This window comes from Arthrobacter humicola, from assembly GCF_022803015.1.
GTDB lineage: Bacteria > Actinomycetota > Actinomycetes > Actinomycetales > Micrococcaceae > Arthrobacter > Arthrobacter humicola_A.
The window spans coordinates 1-22,043 of sequence record NZ_JAFKON010000009.1; the positions used below are offsets into that span (position 1 = coordinate 1).

Genomic DNA, 22,043 nt, shown 5'->3' on the forward strand with positions numbered 1-22,043 from the left:
GCAGGGGCAGCAGAAAATCGTCCCGGTGCATCACGATCATGGCCAGCGGAAACGCCAGGGCAGGGATGAAGCCGGCGGGGAGGACATCGCTCGCGCTCTCGCCGATCAGGTGCTGGAAGGCCGTCAGTTTTGTTTTTTTTCAAGCAGAAGACGGCATACGATATCGCACTAATGGTCTCGTGGGCTCGGAGATGTGTATAAGAGACAGGGACTGATCCGCAGCACCGGTTTCGAGTTTCAATACCCCAGTTTCCGAGAAGGCTACCGAGCCGTTCTCGCCGGTATCGGCGTCCGGCACCCGTAAGATTTGAATCTCACTGCCCACTTTCTCCGAGGGGAACAATGGATCTTCAGCACATTATCGAGACGGCCGGCCGATTCATGGACTTCGCCGGCGTGGCCGTCATGGTAATCGGCGCCCTCGTGTCCATCCCCATGGCGCTGCGCGGATTCCAGCCGGAACGCCTGCCGGCGGGCTCCGCGCCGCTCTCCGTCTACCGCTCGTACCGGCAACTGCTGGGCCGGTCCATCCTCCTCGGGCTCGAACTGCTCGTCGCGGCCGACATCATCCGATCCGTCGCCGTCACGCCGACCTTCGAGGGCGTCGGCGTGCTGGCCATTATTGTGCTCATCCGGACCTTCCTTAGCTTCTCGCTCGAGCTGGAAATCACCGGACGCTGGCCTTGGCAGACTCGGCGCCAGGGTTCCTCTGATTCCTCCGCAGGTGGCTGAAACCCTTCCGGGTTGCACGGAGCCCGGCTAGGCTCGCGGCATGACAGACACCGCGCGTTCTCTTGCCCCCAAAGCCACCGAACTGCTCCGTCTCCACCACGCACCGGAAATTCTCCAACTCGTCAACGTCTGGGACGCGATCACCGCGAAGGTGGTTGCCGGCGTTCCGGGGACCAAGGCATTGGCCACGGCCAGCCACTCCATCGCTGCGTCGCGCGGGTACGAAGACGGCGAGAACATCCCGGTGGACGAAATGATCGCCGCCGTCGGGGTGATTGCCGCCGCCACGCCGCTGCCCGTCAGCGCTGATCTCGAAGCGGGCTACGGCAACCCCGGCGAAACGGTACGCAAGGCGATTGGCGTCGGCGCTGTCGGCGCCAACATCGAGGACCAGATGCGCCCGCTCGCCGACGCCGTTGAACAGATGAGCGCTGTAATCCGCGCCGCCGAGGCCGAGGGCATCGACTTTGTCCTTAACGCCCGCACCGACGCCTTCTTGAAGGGCAAGGACCGGGACCCTTCTGCGGTGCTTGCGGACGCCATTGAGCGCGGCCGGGCCTTCCTCGACGTCGGTGCGACCACGGTGTTCGTGCCGGGCCTGCTGGACGAGCCGACTGTCACCGCGTTGGTGGAAGGCATTGGGTGGAACAAGGTCTCGGTCATCAATGTGCCCGGATCCCTGGCACCGGCCACATTGCAGGAACTTGGCGTGGCGCGCATTTCCTACGGCCCGTGGACCCAGCGCGTGGCGCTGACAGCGTTGGCCGATGCGACGGCGGCAGTATTGGCCGGCGGAGCCCTTCCGGAAGGCACCCGGGCATTGAACTGACCCTGCTTCCGCGGACCTTTCCCGATGCCAAGTGACTCCGCCGGCCGACCGATTCTCATGGTGCCGACCGGCTCGTACACTGCTGACCGAAGACCCTGCCGACGGAAGTCCCGCCGGCCGAACACCCTGCCGACCGAAGGGAGCTGATCCGATTGGGCGGTGATCCTTGGCCGGCTGCACCCGAGCTTCCGGCGCCAATCATCATGGACCAGCGGTGGCTGGATGCCGTCTTCCTGCACTGGCGCATTCCTGATGCAGTGGCGGCGCGGTTCATGCCACCGGGCGTCGCGCCGGATGTGTTCGACGGGTCAGCGTGGGTGGGGCTAATCGGCTTTCGTATGCAGGGTGCCGGAGTCGGTCGCGGTCCCGGCATCCCCTATTTCGGAAGCTTCAACGAGATCAACGTGCGCCTCTACTCCCGCGAGCCGGACGGCACCCGTGGTGTCGTTTTCCGCAGCCTGGATGCCTCACGCTTGGCGGTGGTGCTGGCCGCGCGGGCGGCCGGAATACCTTATGTGTGGTCGCGGGCGAGTTACGTGGGCGCCGATGACTTTGCCGGATCGGCGTCGGCTGGATATTCCGTGCGGCGCTTTCGAGGCGGCACCCGCAGCGATTTCTCGGTCGTCCCAGAGCCCGACGTCGCCGCCACCGACGCGCTGTCGATCCACCTCACGGCCCGGTTCGGTCTGCATTCACGGTTCAGGGGCAGGACCATCTATGTGCCCAACACGCACAGTGCATGGCCGCTGTACCGCGCGCAGCTGATCGGCCTTGAGGACCAATTGGTGCGCGCCGCGGGAATCGAAGTGGCCGGGCAGCCCGAATCCGTACTCTTCTCGCCCGGAGTTCACACGCAGTTTGGCTGGCCACGGGTCCTGCACAGCACGATGTGAGACCTGCCTGATCGCCCGTCGGTCCGCGGGCACGTGGCACCGCGGGGACAGAGTGATCACGCATGGTGCCCTCCTAAAATTGTCGGAGCCCTCAAATAGACTCGAGCCATGGAAGCCGTCAGGGATTTCATCAGGGATTTCACCGCCTGCGGGGACAAGGCGCAGGGAACGGACCGGGGCGCAGCCCCGGTCGGGCAATCCGGTCTGGACGCCGCCCTGGCAGCGCTGCGGGCGGTGGGTTCGACGGCGGTGGAGGATGCGGGGTCGTGGGGATTCCGGGCCGCGTCGGACTTCGCCGGCAGCGTGGAGGAAGTCTCCCGCGCGGTGGAGTATCTGCAGCTCGTCGCTGCGGCCGCCGTGGACCGGACCCGGAAGCAGTCCGCCGCCGCGGCCACGGGGGCTGTAGCGGGGGCGGTCACCGCGTGGACCACCGGCTGGCGCGAGAGCGGCGGCGGGTGGCAGACCGGCGCACCCGGCACCGCGGAACCCGCCGGAGCACCCGGAACGGCGGAGCCTACCGGGGGGCCCTGTACCGCGTCGCCTGCCAGCGTAACCGGAACCGCGGAGCCTGCCGGCGCAACCGGTACGGCCGCGCCGGCTGTGCCGGAATCGGTGCTGGATGACGGGTACCGGAACACGCTGGAGTTCCTGCGGGCGCGGCTGCGGATCAGCGCCGCCGAGGCAAAGCGCCGGCTGACGCTGGCCGCCGAGCTGCTGCCCCGCGCCGGCAGCGGCGGCCATACCGGGCCACCGGTCCGGACGGAGCTCGCCGCTGCCGTCGCGGCCGGCGAGGTCGCGTCCCGCGCCGCAACCGTCATCACGCTCGCCCTGGACCGGGTCCGGCACACCTGCCTCCCCGAGGCCGCCGCAACCATGGAACATGCCCTGACAGTGACGGCCATCGAAAACGACGCCGACTTCCTGGCCCGGATCGCCCGCCGGTGGGCCGAGGCGCTGGACCAGGACGGCGCCGAACCTTCCGAGGAATTGCTCCGCCGGATCCAGGGCGCCTTCCTCCGCAAACCCCGGCACGGCCTGCAGCACCTGGAAATCTTCGCGACCGCGGACCAGTTCGAACACCTTGTGACAGTGATGAACACCGCCACCAACCCCCGCAGCGGCCCCGACACCGGCGAAGGCACCGCCACCGGCCACACGGCGCAGGCCGGACCGGGTGACGGGTCCGAAGCGGCCGACGAGCCCGGCCCGTCTGACGAGCCCGCCACGGCCGAACAGCACGCCGCGCTGCCGTCCCTGGACCTCCGCTCCCGGCCCCAACGTCTGCTCGACGGCCTGGTCGGTGCCTGCAAAGCGGCGCTCGCCACCGGAGGGCTGCCCGCCGCGGGCGGGCTCCGGCCGCAGATCATGGCCACCATTGACTACCGCGACCTGCTCACCCGGCTCGGGACGACTCCCGCCGAAGCAGGCGCCGCTGCCAACACCGCACAGCACGGCACCGGAACCAGACACGGCACCGGGACGCTGCTGTTCACCGGCCCCGTCACCGCCGGCACCCTCCGCAAAATCGCCTGCGACGCCGACATCATCCCCGTCGTCCTCGGCGGCGAGGGCCAGATCCTGGACATCGGCCGCGCCTCCCGCGTCTTCCCGCCCCACATCCGCAAGGCCATCACGGCCCGGGACCGGGGCTGCGCCTTCCCGCAATGCACCATCCCGGCACCCTGGTGCGAGGCCCACCACATCACCTACTGGTCCCGCGGCGGAACCACCGGAACCGGCAACGGAACCCTGCTCTGCTCCCATCACCACCACGTGATCCACAAGGAACACTGGAGCATCCAGATGCGCACCGGCATCCCCTGGTTCATCCCGCCACCCCACCTCGACCCAGCCCGGACACCCCGACGGAACACCTACTTCCGCCTGGAGTGACCCCGTCGCCGCCGCGTGACAGAAGCCCTGACGCCTGGGTGACCGTGTGGGTCGAACGGCAGCGGCCCGGACGGCCGGGTGGGCCACGTGACAGTAGCCCGGACGGAGGCGAGCCGTGCGGTTCGGGCGGCAGCGGGCTGGCCGCCCCGGGCAGCGGCCCGGACGGCCGGGTGGGCCGCGTGACAGAAGCTTGGACGGAGGCGGGCCGTGCGGGTAGGACGGCAGCGGGCTGGCCGCCCCGGGCAGCGGCCCGGACGGCCGGGTGGGCCGCCCCGTGAACAGAAGCCCGGACGGCCGCAGCGGGCTGAGTGGCTCGCACGTCCAGGCCAAGGTCATGGCCGCGGGGGCAACCCCGAGCCCTCAGTCCTGGCAGCCCTCAGCCCTGGGGGCCCTAGGAGCCCTCGGTCTTAGGAGTTTTCCCGGGACGTGATCCCGAAGCTCGGAGACTGCAGCTCGGTGAAGTTCCCGACGCTGGCGCGCACGGTGCACTGGGGCGTGATCTGCAGGGCCGTCACGGTAAGCCCCGCGCTGTCCACCGCGAGCGCCCCGCCGCAGCCGTCGGAGAACCGTACTCCTTTCTCGCCGCCGCTCACGGCGGCGAGCATCTGCGAGGGCTTGCCCGACGCGGGACTGACGTAGAGCGGGTTCAGCTCGTCGGCGCCGCCGGCCCAGACTGGCACGAGGGTGATCTTTAGCGGGCTAGGCGTCACGACGCGCGCCGGAGTACGCACCTCCACGCCCTTCAGGCGCTGGACGGTATAGGCCGTGCCCTTGACGGCGGGGTCCTGCGTCGCGGCCGTCGTCGCCTGGGACCCAGCCCGCAGCCACGCGTCGAGGGCCTGCTGGTCCGCGGGTGACACTGACACCTTGGCTGTGACCTGGGCTGCCCCTCCCGCCGGGACCTCCAACCCCGAGACCTTCCAGCCGCACTCGACGTCAAGGCCGGTGATCGAGGCCTGATTCCTGCTCACCGAAGCCCCGTCCCACGTGACCGCCGGGCACGCTTCCCCATCGGCCAGGCCCGGGATCACCTCAAGGAAATCACCGGACAACGGCGCCTTCTGCGCCGCGTACGCGACGGTCAAGCGGATCTGGCCTGAGGAGGGCTCATAGGAGGCCTCCCGCGAGATTGTCAGGCCGGTCGGCAGCGCCGCGTCCTGAAGTTGCTTGGACACCTGGCCTTCCGCGGTGGGCCGCATTTGCTGACCTGAAGGGGCGAGGACAACGAACCCAACGACCATCGCAACGACGAGCAGGGCCGCGGCACCGGCGAGCAGTAACGCTTTGCGAGTGCGCCAGAACGGGGTGGCGACGTTCGCCTCGAGCCGGGCCTCCGCCCGGGGCCGCACTTCGCGGCGCGGGATTGGCCGGGCGATGGTGGCGCTGTCGGCCTCCCCGAGCTCGGGAGCCTTCCCGGCGTGGTCATCTGGCGAGCCTGACGCGAAGGCCGCGAGGTCCTCGTCCGTGAAGGCGCCCCGGACGACGGTGGCCGAGCGTTCGACGGCGTCGAAGTCCTCCGGGGCCTCGGTACGCGTGATCGGGCTGCTGCCGGCAAGGCGGGGTGCGAGACGCCGGAGCGTCGCCGCGGCCTCACTCGCCGTCGGGCGTTGGGCGGGGTCTTTGGACAGCAGCGAGTCGAGTACGTTCCACACTGCGTCGTCCACGGGGATCCGTGGCGGGCGCGAGGAAACATGGCGGTACGCGACGCTGAAGTCCGTCCCCGGCCCGGCGAAAGGAGTGCGCCCGGCGAGGAGCTCGTAGAGCAGGACGCCCGTTGAGTAGACATCGCCCGGAGGGCCGGACCGGCCCTGGCTGATGAGCTCGGGAGGCATGTAGTGCGGAGTGCCGATGAGACCGGTCGTCTGGCGGATCTTCTCGCCCACGACGTCCGAGATGCCGAAGTCGGAGACCCGTACGTCGCCCGCGCCGCATTCGGGCCAGGGGCGGGCGAGGAGCACGTTGTCCGGCTTAATGTCGCGATGGGTCACGCCTCGTGAGTGCGCGAAAGCCAGGGCGTCGAACACTTCGGCGGCGACGTTGAACGCGTCCAGGGGACGCAGCGGGCCCGCAACCTTGACCGCGTCGCGCAGCGAGCCTCCCGCGACATAGTCCATGACGATGGCCAACCGCGCGCCCTCCACCACCATGTCGCGCACCGTGACGATGTGGGAGTCCTGCAGGCCAAGCAGGACGGATCGCTCGCGGACGAACCGCTCTACGAGGGAAGGATCGTCAGCGTGTTCCGGGCGCAGGACCTTGGCGGCAAAAGTCCGGCCGTCGGCCGAGGTGACGGTCCAGACCTCGCCGACGGCGCCGGAGCCCACCCGTTCGCCGAAGCGGTAGGACGCTCCCAGAGCCTGCCCCGTCTGTGCGAATTTCATACCGTACTCCCCAACGCTATCGATCTGATTCCTCAAGGCCCCCGGCCGTCCACTCGTTCGTCGTAGGCGCCCGCCGCCGGGTTCAAACCTCGGCGCTCATCGACTGGATCAGTGCCAATTGCCCGCCGACGCCGATATATCCACGCCCGGCAGTCAGCGCCACCGGCGCCCTGCGCGGGAGTGCGGCGCCCAGCAGTTCGCCGTCGTAATCTACATCCGGTTGGAGCAGCACGCCCAGGCGGGATTTGCGGAGCGTCTTGGTCCAGTGACTGTACAGCCCGCGGAGATCCGTGGCCCGTCCGGCCGCAATGATGCACAGCCCCGGCTGCCCGGAGGTCACAGCCCCCGCGATGGATTGATCGGCGTCCTCGAAGCGCTCTGCGTCGTCGATGAGCAGGAACACCGGGCCGCGCTCGAGTCGCAGGGAGGCCAGCAAGGCAGGCACCTCATCCGTGCCGACGGCCACGCAATCCAGATCGGCGAGGGCCAGGGGCGAGCGGCGATCGCAGATGCCCCACACCTGAGCCGGCCCGCGGGAGGTGGCCGCGCCACGCAGGGCTGCGGCCAGGGCCAGCAGCAGCGTGGACTTGCCCGAACGGGCGGGCCCGGCCACGAGCGCGTGCTCGCCCTCGTAGATCTCCAGGAACGCCGGTGAGAGGTCCGCCTCCTGTATTCCCACCGGGATGAGCCAAGGTTCGGCCTCCAGCCGGGGTTCCACGCCCAGCTCCAGCATCGTGACGTTGGCGGGCAGACGCCTGATCGCCGGGGTCTTCGCGGGAGCATGAGCCCAGCTCTGCCGCACACGATCCACAGCACCCTCGATCCCGATGCCGGGCGTGGCCACATGCATCTGGAGCGAGGTGCGGGGATCCACGCAGCGCCCAGGAAGCGCAGCGGGGATTTCCTTGCCCCGGACGCCGAGCGAGGAGTAGTCGTAGGCGTCCGCCAGCCGGAAGAGCCACTTCTGCAGTGTCACCTCGTTCATGGCCGAGGGCACCGCCTTGGCGCGTGTGGTGGAGACCGCGAAGGACAGCCCCAGCGCCGGGCCGTCCGCGTACGCCCGGTACAGCAAAGCCAGCAGTTGCTGCCCTTCGAAATCCTGGAACTCGTCCCGCAGCGAGGCCAGGCCGTCCAGCAGCACCACTGCGCGGTGGTGCCTGCCAGGCTCGGCGCGGCGGCTCTCGAGCTCGGTGTGCAGGTGCCGCAGGAACCGGGCCTGCTGCTCCTTGGCGCCGGCACCGGTTCCCACATACGCCACGGTGTGCGGCAGGCGTTCCAGTGCTTCGAGTTCACGGGAACCCATGTCGAGGATCATCAGGTCCAGTTCGGCCGGATCGGCGTCCTTCGCCAGTGTCAGCGCGATCGAGGCCAGCGTGGTGCTCGTGCCCGAGCCGGCCACGCCCATGAGCATCAGGTTCCCCACGGACATGTCCCATCCCGCCGCGGACTGGCGCTGCAGCTCCGGCTCGTCCACGACGGCCACTTGGACCGTGGAGCCTCGGACGGCGCCCACCATCGGCAGCGGGGGTGCGGGATCGGTGGGAGTGTCGGACGGAGTGGCGCGACGGCCGCCGTCCGGGAGGAATCCCTCCAGCTCCACACACTCTCCCAAGGCCTCCGGCCAGACCTGCCGCGGCTGGGCGTACCCTGCCTCGGCGTTGGCTTCGACAACCGCGTCGATGAGCAGTTCGAGGTCGTTCTCGTCCACGCCCGCAGACCGTGGCGGCGCCGCCGCGGGCACGGGGACGCCGAACTGGCGTATCTCGCGCACGTCCACGGCGGGCCCGGCGCCGGGCTGCGCCCTGCCGGTCACGAGGGCCGTCTGCACGGGGGTGATGTCGTCCTGGCCCATTTTCACGAATGCGCGGCCCATCTGGGCCCGGCCGATCGCCGAGGCTGCGGGCACACCGATGACGTTATTGGAGTCGTCGCGGCTCTGTACCCGCAGGGCCACCCGAAGGTTGGTGTTCGCGAGGATGTCGTCGCTGACGACGCCTGCGGGGCGCTGCGTCGCCAGGATCATGTGCACACCCAGGGTGCGGCCCACTGCACCCACACTGACGAGAGCTTTGAGCACGTCCGGGAAGTCCTTGGCCAGCATGGCGAACTCGTCGATCACGAGCAGCAGCCGGGGCATGGGCTCGGCCGGGTTCGTGGCCAGATAGGCGTTCAGGTTGTCGATGCCCTCGCCGGCCGCTGCGAAGACCCTCTGGCGGCGTTCCATCTCCGCTTCCAGGGCGCGGAGGGCCCGGTCGGCGAGCTGCTCGTCCAGATTGGAGATCGTGCCGATGGTGTGCGGAAGGCGTTCGCATGCTTTGAAGGCGGCCCCGCCTTTGAAGTCGACGAGGATAAAGTTCAGGCGGGTCGGATCGTTGCGTGCCGCGAGGCCGGCCACGAGCGAGCGGAGGAACTCGGACTTGCCGGAGCCGGTGGTGCCGCCCACCAGGCCGTGCGGGCCGTCCTTGACCAGATCCAGGGTCAGGGTGCCGTTCTCCCCTGTGCCGATCGGCGTGGAGACGCCGGTGGGAGCCTGCCACATCCGACGGATCGTGGCCGAGTCCGGGCGGTCGTAACCGAGGAGCCCGGGCAGCCGCACGAGCGGGGGCAGCGAGGCCCCGGGCACGCTCAGCTCCGGATCGTCGAAGTGCGCCACGCGCATCGCGCAGCGCAGGGCCTCCTCCTGGTCCAGGCCCGCCAGGATGACGTCCTCCACGCGGGTCAGGTCCTCCGGCTGGTCCACGGTGGCCGCGGCGTCCGCCCCGACCCTGAGGATCGTGGTGCAGGAGGCCGGCAGCTGCTCCTCCGAGGTCGCAATGACGATGCCGGCCACCCGTGACGGGCTCTGCTGCGGGCTCCCCTGGGCCCCGGGCACGGAGCGGCCCGTGCCGAGCAGCGCGCGTGCCGGCGCGTCCCTGCCCTCCGTGAGCACCTCGGAGTCCAGGACCACCAGCATCGCTGGTGTGGGCAGCTCCTGCACCGTGTCCTTGAGCGTGCGCAGCATGGCCAGGCTCGTCTCGCGGTGCGCGGACATCCACCGCTCGCCCGTGCTGCTGCCGGCTTGGCGCGTGTGCGGCAGCCACGAGGCCCACTCCCACTCGTCAGCGCGCCCGGCGTCGCAGAAGACGCCGATGGTCAGGTCGGCCGGACCGACGTGCACCGCGGCCTGGGCCAGGAGGGATCGCGCGAGCGCCAGAGCACCTTCCCGCGGCCCGACGATACCCACCACACCGGCGTCGGTCAGGTCCACGAGCACGGGCGCGGCCTGCAGGCGCGCGGCCGCGAGGGAGTCCTTCACCTTCTCATCCAGCCGCGATCCGGCGGTGCGGTCCACCTCGGGCTTCCAGGGGACGTCACCTGTGCCGGCGTGCAGGGCCAGGAAGTCGTCCGCGTCTGCGCGGCGCTGCCACAAGGACGTGGCGGGGAGTGCGGGGCGCCGGACTACGGTCGCGGGATCGGGGATCATCCGATGCCGTCGTGCGGTCTCCGTCGCTGCGGCTGCGCGGACCTGCTGCTCGAATCCCTGGAGCGCCCCGGCGAAGCGCTCGTCCTCTTCTTTGAGGCCCCGGGCGTGGCGGCGCTTTTGTTCGAACCACATGCCCACGGCCATGACCGGGCTGAGCATGGCGAACATCGCGAAGCGCAAGTCCCGCAGGATCAAGACCATCGCCGCCGCCATCACGAGGGGCGCGAGCACCGTGATGTAGCTGAATTTGCTGGCTGGCGGCACTTCCTTGCGGCTCGGCGGGACCAGGGGCTCGCCCGCCGGGGCCTGCCCGGGGCGGGGAGGCCGGTTGAAGGGCGCTGTCGCCGCCGGTGTGAGGTTGTGCAGGCTGCCGGGCGCCGGGGCGGGCGTCTCGTCCAGGGACCGGCGCAGGAGGAGCACCGTGCCGCCCGCCGTGATCGTGGCGGTTTCGGTCACCAGGACCCCGTCCTCCCCCACCGGCTCGCCATTGACGAGGGTGCCGTTCGTGGACCCGCCATCGAGCACCCGCAGCCCGTCCTCCTCCCGGCGCAGGCGGCAGTGGTCCCATGACGCGCTTTCGGTCGGAAGGCTCAGATCGGCGTGAGGGGACCGGCCGATCAGCATCTCTCGCCCGTGCGGAACGTCAATCACGCCGCCGGTGCGCTGGCCGCCGGCGAGCGTCACGCTCCAGCCGCGCACGCGCTGCGGAATCTGCCACGGCGCCCGCGAGATGCGGCTGCCCTCCAGGAAGATCAGCTCTGAGACGGGGGTGGAACCACGCACCTCGGCCTCGTTCACGAACACCGCCTCATCGGGTGCCAGGCGCGGGCCACCGGAGGCCTCCACGAGGTCTGTCAGCGTCGTGGCAGGCGCGGCGTGAGCCACGTCGCACTCAAAGCGGCGCTCGTCCAGGTCGATCAGCACACGCACCGGGGCGCTCCTTCAGTGGTGGATGGTTCCCGCCCGCTCAGGGGCGAGCCGGGGGCGGGTGGTCAGGGGTTTGCCGGCGCCGGCACCCAGACGAGCCGCGGAGCGGCCTCGTCCGGCGGGCGCAGGCCCAGATCCTGAGGGGAAGCGTAGACCGGGATTGCCTCCGCGGTCAGCGCCGCGGAGCGCGAGAAATCCAGCGCCGGCCCCGCGAGGCCGTCACCAGGACCGAAGGACATGGCACGCAACGCCGCGCCGACCTTGGACGGCTCGCCGCTTCCAGCCGACGCGGCCGCCCGTACGAGGGCGACGACGGCGTCGTGGCTACGTGAGTCCGCCGCCCATGCGTCGGCGGAAAACGCGGCATCGCCTGTCAGGTTCTTGACCTTCGGGTCACCGGACGCCAGGCGCACGGCGGACAGGAATGCCGACATCCCGCGCCCCTGGGCGTCCTGCTGGAGCGCCGTGGCGTCGCCGCCGGCCGGGGCAACGCTGACCAGCTGCCCGGAGGCGGCGCCGTCGAGCTCGGACAGCGTGGAGGCGAAGGCCGGGGCAGTGGCGCCGTCCGGAATGACCACGGGGACGGACACGTCGCGGGCCTGCAAGGCCTGAACCAGCCGGGCCAGCCGCTGCGGGGTGGCGGCCGAGACAACCACGGCGTCCGCGGGCTCGGCGACCCTCGTGGACCCGGCGCCTGCTGGGGCGTCCTCGGCAGGAGGGCGCAGCTGGTCCCCTGTTCGGATGGCGGCCTCCTGGGCCAGGTCCATCACCGCGTCGAAGCCATCGAGGGTCAGCGTCTGTGAGATCCCTACCGAGGCAGGGACCTCGCCGCCGTCCCCGACGAGCAGCACCCTGTTCTTGCCGTTCAGCGCGGTTCGAAGGGCGGCCGCGACGGATGCGCCCGTCGGCCTCGTGGTCCAGGTGGCCTGCGCGGGGTCGGATGGTTCGGCGTAGGGCAGGATCGCCGGGAGGCCGAGCTCCTCGGCGGCCTTAGCCGCGGCCTGGGCCGGCGCACCCGTGGTCGCCACGACGACACCCGCTGCTCCCTGTTCGGCGAGCGCGTGGACGGCGGCGCGGGCGCCATCCTCCGTGCCGCGGTCGTTCTGGGCTACGAGGGCGACGGCGGCGCCGCCCTTGGCAAAGCGCTGTGCGGCGACGATCGCGCCCTGTGCCGCCCGGTTGTACTCGGAGCCGGGCTCGCCGGACTGGCCCAGCGTGAGGACGACGCCGATGGAGAAGTCGTTCGGCAGGCCCTCGGCTTTCAGCGCGACGGGAACCGTCGCGGCTACCGGATCGGGCCGTGAAGCCTCCTTGGGACGGCTCAGCGCCACGGTCGTCAGGGCGATCGCAGCCGCGAGTACGACAGTGATGCCCGCGACGATCAGGGTCGTGAGCCCGGTGCGGGAGCTCATGCGGTGCCGCCGATCTTCAGTGTGTACAGGGTCTGCGACGTGGCGCCGGCCGGCACCTCGAGGTGGAACGGTGGCAGTTCGTCGACAGCGGTGAGTGAAGCCTTGAACTGCGCCTGGCGCAGCAGCAGCCCCGCCACGTCCCTGGAGCGGATATTGGCATAGCCCTCAGCGTTCTGCGATGCCAGTGCCAGCTGATAGTCGGCAGTGTCGGCCTTGGCGGCGCTTGTGGCCATGGAGCCGAGCAGCCCGGATCCGTTCACCGAGCGGTCGCCCAGGTCGAGCATCACCTTGGTGAGGCTTGAGGACAGGAGGGCGCTGGCGCCCTCGACGTCACGGGTTGAGCCGGACGTGCTGGAGGCGATGTTCGCGAGCGAGGACTGCGTGCTCTTGTCCAGGGATGCGGCCAGCGCGTCGCTCTGCCCGCGCAGTTCGTCCCGCTGCTTATTCACCGTGCCCTCGGCGTCGTTCACCACCTCGTCCGAGGTGGACTTCAAACCGGAGATGGAGTGGTTGAAGGCCGTGATCACGGCGTCGGAGCCCGCGTCGCCGATCTCGGCGACCCGGCGCACTTGCTCGTCCACGGTCTTGTAGACCTCGGCGGCGGTCTCGGCCGAGACCTCGCGGAGGGACTCCTTGATCTTGTCGCCGAGCCCGTCCTGCTGCTCCTTGAGCTTCGCGAGCGTCGAGCCTACCCGGCCGGAGGAGTCGATCGCCTTACCGAGCGCGGCGTCCAGGGCAACTAGTTCGCGCTTGTTGCTGTTGACGTCGCCCGTGGCGGCGCCATCGAGCGCCTTCGTGGCCTTGTTGATGGCGTCCAGCTTGGCGTCGATGTCGTCGATCGCTGTCCCCAAAGTGGTGAACGCCTGGCCGATCTCTTCGTCCGGGGCGGTGGTGTCGGTGGCCGCCAGAACCGCGTCCCAGGCGGCCGTCTGGGCCTGGATCCGATCGTCCAGCGGGTCCTTGAACCCCAGCGGCGGGCGCAGTTCCTGCGCCGGGTTTCCGCTTTCATCAGTGGGCTCGCACGGTGCGGACGTCAAGTAGGAGCGCAGCCGCTCCGCTTGCTCGGCGGACAGTCGGCCCTCGCGGGGCAAGGCGCCGTCGGCCATCTTGCACAACTCGTCGGCGAGCCGCTGCGTTTGCTGCGTCATCGAGCCGTTCAGCAGCGAGCGGTCGCCCAACTCGCCCCGGGCGTTCTGCGCAGTCTTCTTGATGTCGCCCAGCTTCTGCCGCAGGCCGTCGATGCTGCCGCGGACCGCAGCGGCTGCGTCCCTGGTCGCGGTGACGGAGCCCCGGGCGGACTTGATCGCTTCTTCCACGTTTGCAAGGGCAGTCTTGTAGTCTTCGGTGGTCTCGGCGCCGTCGAGGACCCCAGCGAAATCGGCGCGAACCTTTTCCAGCGTGACGGCGGCAGCCTCCTGATCCTTGATCGCGCCCTCGACCATCTGCGGCTGCAGGTCCGCCACGAGCTCGTCGCCCTTCGTCACCAGGCCCAGCAACGCACCGGTGACGGTCACGGCAGAGCCGTAGAGGGAGCATGTCATCGAGCCCTGCTCCGCGCATTCCTCCGCGGCGGGGTCCTCGGGGCCCATGGTGGCCTTAATGGCGCCGGCGACGATGTCCCGGCAGCCCGCACTCACCTTCGCGTAGGCGTCGAGCTGCGAGGCCATGGTCTGGATGCTGGAGTAGACCGTGGCCGCCTTCCCCGATTTGGGCACCTCCGCGGTGCAGCCGTCACCGTTGATGGGAGCCGTCGCGGGCACGGCCGAGGTGTCGCCCAGCATCGCGTCCACGGCGGCGACGGTCAGCTTCAGCTGGGACGCAGTGGTGGACTGCGTTGACTTCGTCGCGACCTCCAGGTCGGCGCCGAGAGTCTTCAGCTGCTCCTTCAGGTCCACCATGGTTGCGGCCAGGGCCGTGGAGTTATCGCGCAGCTCGCCCGCCGTCTTCGCACCCAGGGTCTGAGAGGTCTCCTGCAGGTTCTGCCGGACCTCGGTGATGGTGGATCCGGCCTTGGTCAACACGGTGTTGACGTCCGAGACCAGTGAGATGGTGCGGCGTTGCAGCCCCATCTCGGAGCCCGCGCCGGAAGAGAACGCGCCGGCGAGCACACCGTCCGCGCTGAGGTCGGTGTTGAGGCCCGGCTGGACCGCCACGTCGAAAGCAGGGACCTGAAAGTCCTTGACCTCAGCAACGAGGCGCAGCGTGGTGCTTGCCCCGGAACGCGGCGGGGCCAGCACGGTGGCCCACTGCACCACGGTGGCACCGTCCTCTGTGCTGCTTAGGACGCCGTTGGTGCCCGTTCCGCCGTCCGCAGAGCCGGCGGTGACGTCGTCGGCCCGTACGCCGGTGAGTTTCGTTGAGGCGGCGATAGTCAGCGGGGCGCCGACGAGGGCGGTATCGGAGCGGGTTTGGCCCGCGGCATCGTACTCGATGACCCGCGGCTTGACCGTGAGGTTCTCCAGAGTCAGGTCGATCTCGACCGGCCCGGTGTGGCCTTGAAGCTCGGTGAGGTCGGAGCCCGACTTGTCGCCGGCCCGGTACTGCAGGCTCACTCGCACCGGCAGTTCGCCCACCGCCTGGGATGCGTCGTACTTCGTGTCCGCTGCGGAGGAGTCGCCGGCCGCTGACACGGAGATGGTGGTGCCTTCGATCGTCTCGACCCCGGCGGCCGGGGACATGCCCACGCGGACGCTCTGCAGAAGCTTGACCGGATTGGACACCGACTCCGGTTCGGGGGCCGGGCCGCACGACGTCGTCGCGATCAGCCCCAGGGCGGCCAGGAAGGCGCACAGCGCCCGGCCCGGCGCGATCCGGCGCCCCCGGGTGTGCTGGTTCGTGGTAGTCCGTCTGGGCATGATCGTCCCCTCTTCCGTTCATGGTGCCTTCAGCATGATACGGGGTTTCGCGCACGAATGGACTAATCGCGGTTTGCATGTGTCATGCGTATGACATGGGCGGTCATGTCCGGCCGTCCTAGTTTTTCTTTTTGTTGGATTTATTGACGTGTGTTGGTAGCGTCGGCACCGTCCGGTCGCCGGCGGTGCTGCGTCCGGCGGAGAAGCGGTTGTCTCTTGGGAGGAATTTTCTATGTCGCGTGTGTTGTCTACTGAGCAAGCGAAGGCTGCAATTGGGCAGGTGCAGTCGATCATTAACGGTGGTTTCACGGATCAGATCTCGGCGCTGGACGCGCAGGGAAGGATTTTGTCAGATCCGAATATTTGGGATGGCCCCTTGGCTGCGCAGTTCCGTGGTTCTACGTGGCCGGAGACGAAGGCTGCCTTGGATAAGGCCAAGACTGAGCTGGAACAGTTGCGGGCGCAGTTGCAGAAGATCTCGCAGGACATCTTCTCCGCTGGCGGCGGCGCCTGAGTCTGTACTTGCTGGTGTGAGGGCCGGGTAATCGCGCCACTTTGGTGAGTGGTGCGGTTACCCGGCCGATGCACGGTTTGGTGGTTTTTTTATGTTCCGGTTCTTGTTCTGTGGGGGGCTTTGGTTGTGACCGAGTTCGTTGAGATGCCGCTGTTGCCGGCTTCGGATGCATCTGATGGTGGGCGGTTCAGTTACGCCGTGGCCGGGTCGGTGAGGTCCGCGTTCGAATCGGCGGCGTCAAGGCTTGAGGAGCAGTCGGGTTCGCGGGCATCGTACGTCGCCTCAGCGAAGGAGGACTTCAAGGGGCACTTCTCTGAGGTTTTCGAGGCCAACGCTGCCACGGCGAAGAATGACGCAAACGCGTTGGTGTCGGCGTTGCGGACGGTGGCCGGATACGTCGGGCAAATGATCGACGCCGGGCATGAGGAGGACGCCCGGCGTGAGAAGAACAACGAGTGGGTCCGGCGGCATAATGACCGGAATCTGCTCGAGCAGGCCGGTGATTTCTTCTTCGGCGAGGAAGAACGGCCGGGCGGGGAACCGGGGAAGGCTCCGGTGTTTGCCCCGGCCGATGCCAGGACGGGATCGCGGAATACCCCGGCGCCCGGCGGCGGGTACGGGGGCGGGACGTCCTCGGCGCGTCCGGCTCTTCTGCGGTCCTTCGCGGCAGGGTCGCGGGGCCTGGACGACGGTTTGGCGGCCGAGCCGGCCTCGTTGCACGGGCATATGTCCTCCTTCGCGTCTGATTGCTACTGGGGTTCAATAGACGCGTCCGGAGTGATCACCGCATACCGGCGGTACTTGCAGGCGAACGAGAACGACGCGAAGTGGGCGGTAACGGTCGCGGACGCGTTTGCGGCCGCCGGCGGCGAGGGAAACATCTCGACTCTCTCGGATGCAGCCGTGAATGAGGCGTTGGCAGCGGCCGGCGTGAGCGCCAACCGGTCCGGGTTGGTCATCGATCCGCCGACGGCGGCGGGCGCGATGCCCACCAGCGGGTACGCGAATGATCCCGTGAACACTTCGACAGGAAACTTCATCGAGCCGGAGTTGGATCTGGGGTTCGCGGGGGTTTCCTCGAATCTGTTCTTGTCCCGGATGTACAACTCGCTGGCGTCCGGTTTGGAGATGCACGGGGTGTTCGGTCCGGGCTGGGCCTCGGTTCTGGACCAGCACCTCACGGTCTCGGATGAGGGGTGCCGGTGGGTGATGGCCGACGGCCGCGCCGTGGACTTCCCCCGGGAGGGCACCGGCTGGGGCAGGGGTGTGGGAGAGAATTACTGGCTGACCCGCGAACCCGCCAACACGGCTGTCCTCACGGAGTTGGGCTCCCTGCCTGAGGGTACGGTCGAGCTCCTCGTGGTCCGGGACAACCAGGGCGCATGGTGGGCTTACAGCCCGACCGGCGTGTGGCTCGGTGCCGGCTCCGGGCCTGGCCGGACGGTGTCCGTTCTTCGGGAAAGGCCAGCCGACGGCGGTAGTAGCGGACTGGTGACCCGGCTGGCGCATGCGCGGGGCCGTTTCCTCGACGTCGAGTACGTGGACGGGCTTGTTGCCGTGGTGCGGGCCTCGGACGGGCGCCGGGTGGAGTACGAGTACGACGCCGGTGGCAGGCTGACGCGCGTGGCAACCGAACTCGGGGCGCGCACCTACCGGTGGAATGAGCAGGGCCTGATCGAAGCTGTGGTCTCGGCTGCGGGCGTTCTCGAGGCAGAGAACACCTACGACGAACACGGCAGGGTTGTCCTGCAGACCTCCCAGCATGGGCGCCGGACCAGGTTCGCGTATCTGCCCGGCCGCGTCACGGTCGTTTCGGATGAGGACGGCACCCGGTCCAATTCGTGGATCGCCGACGCGAAGGGCCGCCTGGTCGGCGTGCTCGATTCCCATGACCAGCGGCAGTCCATGGCCTACGACGGCCACGGAAATCTGGTGTCGTTCACGGAGCGCGACGGAACCGTCACGGTGCACGCCTACGACGGGCGGGGCCGGAAAATCCGGACCGTGACCCCGGAAGGCGCGGACCTCACCTACGGCTGGGATGAGCAGGACCGCATCACCACGCTGGTGACGGAGTCCGGGTCGGTCGTCTCGTATGAGTATGCCGATGAGATTTCGCGGGACCCCTCGGTGATCGTGGACCCGCTGGGCGGGCGCACCGAGCTTCAGTGGCGGAACGGGCAACTGGTCCAAGTAGTGGACCCGGCCGGAGTGACGGTCGGCTTTGAGTACGACGGGTTCGGGGACCTGGTTTCGACCCGAAATGCAGTGGGGGACGTCGCGAGGATCGTCCGTGACCATGCAGGCCGCCCGGTTGCGGCGCTCAGCCCGTCCGGGGCTGAAACCCGATTCAGCTATGACGGTGCGGGCCTGCTGGTGCGGCGTGAGGACCCGGACGGCGCCGTCTGGGCCTTCGAGCACGATTCGGCAGGGCGGACGACGGCGTTCGTCGCCCCGGACGGCGGGCGGACCGAACTCGAATACGCCGTCAACGGTGAACTGGTCCGGACGATCGATCCGTTGGGCCGGGCCATTGAGCGGGTCTTCGATGAGCTCGGCAACGTCACCGGCGCGGTGCTGCCGGACGGCGCCCGGTGGGGCTTTGTCCATGACACACTTTCCCGGCTGGTCGGGATCACGGACCCCGCCGGTCACGGCTGGGGGCGGGAGTACGACAAGGTCGGCGCCCTGACCGCCGTCGTCGACCCGACCGGGGTCCGCACAGACGCGACCGCAGATCGCAAGGCCGGCACGGCCACCCTGACGGACGCGTTCGCGTCCTCAACTTTCAGCTTCGATGAGTACGGGCGCCCCACGCAGGTCCAGGGTGCGGACGGCTCCGCGGAGCTCGTCTCCTATGACGCGGCGGGCAACCCGGTGGAGCTCGTCGACGGCGAAGGCGGCCTGACGGTCCTGGCCCGGGACGTGGCCGGGAAGATCACGTCGATCACCTCCCCCACCGGTGCCGTCACCCGGTACGAGTACGACGGGTGCGGGCGGCCCTGGAAGACCACGGACCCGCTCGGCGCGGTCACGGAACTGGCCTACGACGCCGATCAGCGTGTCACCGCCCGGACGCTGCCCACGGGCGAGGTCGAGACCTTCGAGTACGACCCGTGCGGGCGGCTCCTGTCCCGCCGCACCCCCGGCCAGGGCGTTTCCCGGTACGGCTACGACAAGACCGGGCGGCTGACCTTCTCCCAGGACTCCTGGTACGGCACCCGCCGGTTCAAATACAACACCGCCGGGGAACTGACTGAGACCGTCAACGGCGTGGGCGGACGGACCCGGTTCGAGTACGACGTCCGCGGGCGCCTGGTCCGCATCACCGATCCCCTGGGCGGGGTGACCACCCGCACCTACACGGCCACGGACAAGGTCGATTCCGTGACCGATCCGCTCGGGCGGGTGACCACGGCCACCTACGATCCTGCGGGGCGGCAACTGTCCCAGACCGACCCGGACGGGCACACCACCACCTGGACGTACGATTCGGCCGGCCGGGAATCCTCCACCTCGGTCGACGGGAAACTCCTGGCCGCCGTCGAACGCGACCTGATCCGCCGCCGCGTGATCATTACCGATTACACGGGCGCTGACGGGCTGGCGGTGGAGCACGAGCTGGCGTATGACCGGCGCGGGCAGCTGACCTCCCGCACCCGCGACGGCCGCGGAATGTCGTGGGAGTACGACGCCGACGGGAACCGCACCGGATTCACCGACGCGCACGGCACCACCACCACCTACATCCGGGATGCTGCGGGCCGGGTGACCGCCGTCAGGAACCCCCGGCTCGGGGAGGCCGTGTTCACCCACGACGCCTCGGGGCGTATCACCTCCGCCACCGCCGGGGACCTCGTCCAGGAATGGGCCTACCGCTACGGCAGCCTGTCCGAGCACAGCCGCACCGACCGCAACGATCTTCTCTCGGCCGATGCCACACTGATCGGCCGGGACGGGGACGGCCGGATCACGGCCCTGACCCGCGCCGGTGCCGTGACCCGCTACGGCTACGACGGGGCCGGGCAGATGGTCTCGGCCGCCACCACCAGGAGCGGGGACCCGGAGGATTCCGCGCCGGCTTCCGTCTCGGAGTGGGTATACGACGCCGGCGGGCGCCCGATCCGCGAATCCACCCCGGCCGGCTCCCGGACCTACGAGTACGACGCCGCGGGGCAACTCCTTGCCGTCACGGACGCGGACGGGTCCCGGACGGAGTACGTCCACGACGGGCTGGGGCGCCGAACCCGGCTGATACTCCCGGACGGGTCCTGGACCGAGTACGCATGGGGCCAGACCGGCCACCTGAAGAGCGCGGCCGACCGCACCCCCGACGGCATGGAAACCTCCCGGCATGAGCTGTGGGTGGACGCACTCGGCGAACTCGCTGCCATCGATGGTGTGGAGCTGTGGTGGGACACCGCCAACCCCATCCCCGCCCTGGCCGGCTTTGACGGTGAACAGGTCCTTTCGCTGCCTGGTGGTGTCACCGGGATCGGCGAGGCCTGGACGGCGCCGGGCTGGCGCGCAGCCCGCCCCACCGACCAGACCGATCCCTGGGCAGTCATCGGCGCGCCGTCTATCCCGGACCCGGGTCCGGGCGGCACGCCCGGTGCTGGGGCCGCCGGCTGGGGAGCTGTGCCGGGGCTTGCCGGTGAGCTGCCCGCCGGGATCACCCTGACCGGCAACGGCGGCCTGGACATCGCGGGCCTGGAATGGCTCGGTGCCAGGGCGTATGACCCGGCCACCCGTGGCTTCCTCTCCACCGACCCCCTTTCCCCCGTCCTCGGCGCGGGCTGGGACGGAAACCCCTACGCCTACGCCGGCAACAACCCTCTGAACACCACAGACCCCACCGGGCTGCGTCCGCTGACGGATGACGAGCTGAAGGCCTACGATGGCTCCAGCCGGGGAGCGTTCGCCGCGGCCGGGAACTGGGTCAAAGACAACTGGGAATACGTCGTCGGCGGCCTGGCCGTTGTGGGCGGGGCGGTGTTGATGTTCGTCCCCGGCGGCCAGGTCGCAGGCTTGGGGCTGATGAGCTTCGGCGCCGACGTCGTGATCCAGAAAGCAACCACCGAGGAAGTCAACTGGGGCCAGGCCGCGATCTCCGGTGGCCTTGGAATGGTAGGCGGCGGTGTGGGAATGATGGCGGGCAAGCTCGTCAACAACCCCGTGGTGCGCATGGCCGTGGAAAATGGCGTTGACGGGGCGATCAGCGGGGCAGGCGGCTACCTCACCGGGCCAGGGCCCCACACTCCGACGGGGTTCATACGGGCTACCGCAATTAGCACTGGGACCGGAGCCCTACCCATCGGTGGTCGCGCGGGTAAAGTCGATGTCCCACCCTCGGCGACCACCAAACTCGGAGACCTGCCACCGACGCTGGAAGGAATGCGTGGTAATCCAGCCGCGAACTTTACAGACGGAGCCTACAAATCTAGATACCTTAGCGAAGATACAATTTTGTACAGGGGCGGAGAAGCCGGAAATCCGTGGGGTCGCTGGTGGTCCGAGGACGCACCGATCAGTGTCGAGCAAGTTAGAAATGACAAAGCGGTGTTGCCTGAGTGGCCTGGCGGCGGCAAGAGCCCCATCGATAGCGCTTTCATGGCTAGGTTCCCAGCCGGAACTGCTGTGCACGAAGGGATGACCGCACCGCAGACCGGGTTGGATGGCACGATTTATCCAGGCGGAACTCCCCAAGTCTATATTCCAGACGCAAGGACCGCGGGAGAAATTCTCAAAGAATGGAAATTGGATTAAACATGGGCACTGATATAGATACTCTGACACTCGATATGCTCAGGTTTGCGAGTCTGCTGAGAATTATGGAGCTCGCCAAACTAGCTCAGAATTACGAAGATCTCGCGGTAAAACTTCGCGCTGATTCGTCAACTAAGGCTGTGGACGAGGCGCGAGAGTGGGTCTTTGGGAGCTTTGGGCAGGGCAGCGGCAGCCTCAGCGACCGATACGTTTACAAGAACGGATCAGTCGATGATGTTCTCAACGCTGAATACGAAGAACTTCTTCAAAAGCTCACCGATTTTGCTAATGGCAGTTAGAAACTGCTCGGGAAAAATGTGCTTACCGATGCTGGATCTGAAATTCGACTAGCTCCTCCAATCTGGTCCTCCCGCGTCG

11 protein-coding genes and 1 pseudogene are annotated in these 22,043 nt (G+C 68.8%); 8 read left to right on the plus strand and 4 right to left on the minus strand.

Annotation, left to right across the window (positions count from 1 at the left end; translation table 11 throughout):
* Nucleotides 1-214: 214 nt before the first annotated feature.
* The 5 genes and pseudogenes from ARTB_RS16615 to ARTB_RS16635 all read left to right on the plus strand — a co-directional run.
* Nucleotides 215-304 (plus strand): annotated as a pseudogene (locus tag ARTB_RS16615) (SDR family NAD(P)-dependent oxidoreductase); the annotation flags it as partial.
* 38 nt (nucleotides 305-342) lie between these two features.
* A complete protein-coding gene (locus ARTB_RS16620) occupies nucleotides 343-732 on the plus strand; it encodes a DUF1622 domain-containing protein (RefSeq protein WP_243181534.1) in 390 nt (129 codons plus the stop codon).
* 40 nt (nucleotides 733-772) lie between these two features.
* Complete coding sequence (locus tag ARTB_RS16625; RefSeq protein WP_243181535.1) at nucleotides 773-1,561, plus strand: isocitrate lyase/PEP mutase family protein; 789 nt, start codon at nucleotides 773-775, stop codon at nucleotides 1,559-1,561.
* Between the two features lie 203 nt (nucleotides 1,562-1,764).
* Nucleotides 1,765-2,454, plus strand: coding sequence for a YqjF family protein (locus ARTB_RS16630; protein ID WP_243181536.1), 690 nt, complete (start codon nucleotides 1,765-1,767; stop codon nucleotides 2,452-2,454).
* Nucleotides 2,455-2,562: 108 nt separating this feature from the next.
* Complete coding sequence (locus tag ARTB_RS16635) at nucleotides 2,563-4,347, plus strand: DUF222 domain-containing protein (RefSeq protein WP_243181537.1); 1,785 nt, start codon at nucleotides 2,563-2,565, stop codon at nucleotides 4,345-4,347.
* A gap of 407 nt (nucleotides 4,348-4,754) precedes the next feature.
* Here the strand turns inward: ARTB_RS16635 and ARTB_RS16640 are convergent, their stop codons facing one another.
* From ARTB_RS16640 to ARTB_RS16655, 4 genes are all read right to left on the minus strand, one after another.
* Nucleotides 4,755-6,728: a serine/threonine-protein kinase gene (locus tag ARTB_RS16640; RefSeq protein ID WP_243181538.1), complete on the minus strand. Its 1,974-nt coding sequence runs from the start codon at nucleotides 6,726-6,728 to the stop codon at nucleotides 4,755-4,757.
* A gap of 82 nt (nucleotides 6,729-6,810) precedes the next feature.
* Nucleotides 6,811-11,121: an FtsK/SpoIIIE domain-containing protein gene (locus tag ARTB_RS16645; RefSeq protein ID WP_243181539.1), complete on the minus strand. Its 4,311-nt coding sequence runs from the start codon at nucleotides 11,119-11,121 to the stop codon at nucleotides 6,811-6,813.
* 62 nt (nucleotides 11,122-11,183) lie between these two features.
* Nucleotides 11,184-12,530 (minus strand): hypothetical protein, encoded by a 1,347-nt coding sequence (locus tag ARTB_RS16650; RefSeq protein ID WP_243181540.1) that lies wholly within the window; start codon nucleotides 12,528-12,530, stop codon nucleotides 11,184-11,186.
* Entirely contained in the window at nucleotides 12,527-15,385 is a 2,859-nt protein-coding gene (locus ARTB_RS16655) for a hypothetical protein (protein WP_243181541.1), read from the minus strand. Before ARTB_RS16655 ends, ARTB_RS16650 begins: the two co-directional genes overlap by 4 nt.
* Before the next feature lie 232 nt (nucleotides 15,386-15,617).
* Here ARTB_RS16655 and ARTB_RS16660 point away from each other — a divergent pair, with 232 nt between their 5' ends.
* The 3 genes from ARTB_RS16660 (at nucleotide 15,618) to ARTB_RS16670 (ending at nucleotide 21,964) form a co-directional block, all read left to right on the plus strand.
* Nucleotides 15,618-15,899: a pyrophosphorylase gene (locus ARTB_RS16660; RefSeq protein WP_243181542.1), complete on the plus strand. Its 282-nt coding sequence runs from the start codon at nucleotides 15,618-15,620 to the stop codon at nucleotides 15,897-15,899.
* Between the two features lie 126 nt (nucleotides 15,900-16,025).
* Complete coding sequence (locus tag ARTB_RS16665; protein ID WP_243181543.1) at nucleotides 16,026-21,665, plus strand: DUF6531 domain-containing protein; 5,640 nt, start codon at nucleotides 16,026-16,028, stop codon at nucleotides 21,663-21,665.
* Nucleotides 21,650-21,964, plus strand: a complete 315-nt coding sequence (locus ARTB_RS16670) for a hypothetical protein (protein ID WP_243181544.1) — start codon at nucleotides 21,650-21,652, stop codon at nucleotides 21,962-21,964. Before ARTB_RS16665 ends, ARTB_RS16670 begins: the two co-directional genes overlap by 16 nt.
* Nucleotides 21,965-22,043: the final 79 nt, after the last annotated feature.

What these genes read in the sequence shown, in the direction of transcription:
- ARTB_RS16620 (WP_243181534.1), top strand. Translation starts at nt 343, where the DNA reads ATGGATCTTCAGCACATTATCGAGACGGCCGGCCGATTCATGGACTTC.
- ARTB_RS16625 (WP_243181535.1), top strand. Translation starts at nt 773, where the DNA reads ATGACAGACACCGCGCGTTCTCTTGCCCCCAAAGCCACCGAACTGCTC.
- ARTB_RS16630 (WP_243181536.1), top strand. Translation starts at nt 1,765, where the DNA reads ATGGACCAGCGGTGGCTGGATGCCGTCTTCCTGCACTGGCGCATTCCT.
- ARTB_RS16635 (WP_243181537.1), top strand. Translation starts at nt 2,563, where the DNA reads ATGGAAGCCGTCAGGGATTTCATCAGGGATTTCACCGCCTGCGGGGAC.
- ARTB_RS16640 (WP_243181538.1), bottom strand. Translation starts at nt 6,728, where the DNA reads ATGAAATTCGCACAGACGGGGCAGGCTCTGGGAGCGTCCTACCGCTTC.
- ARTB_RS16650 (WP_243181540.1), bottom strand. Translation starts at nt 12,530, where the DNA reads ATGAGCTCCCGCACCGGGCTCACGACCCTGATCGTCGCGGGCATCACT.
- ARTB_RS16655 (WP_243181541.1), bottom strand. Translation starts at nt 15,385, where the DNA reads ATGCCCAGACGGACTACCACGAACCAGCACACCCGGGGGCGCCGGATC.
- ARTB_RS16660 (WP_243181542.1), top strand. Translation starts at nt 15,618, where the DNA reads ATGTCGCGTGTGTTGTCTACTGAGCAAGCGAAGGCTGCAATTGGGCAG.
- ARTB_RS16670 (WP_243181544.1), top strand. Translation starts at nt 21,650, where the DNA reads ATGGAAATTGGATTAAACATGGGCACTGATATAGATACTCTGACACTC.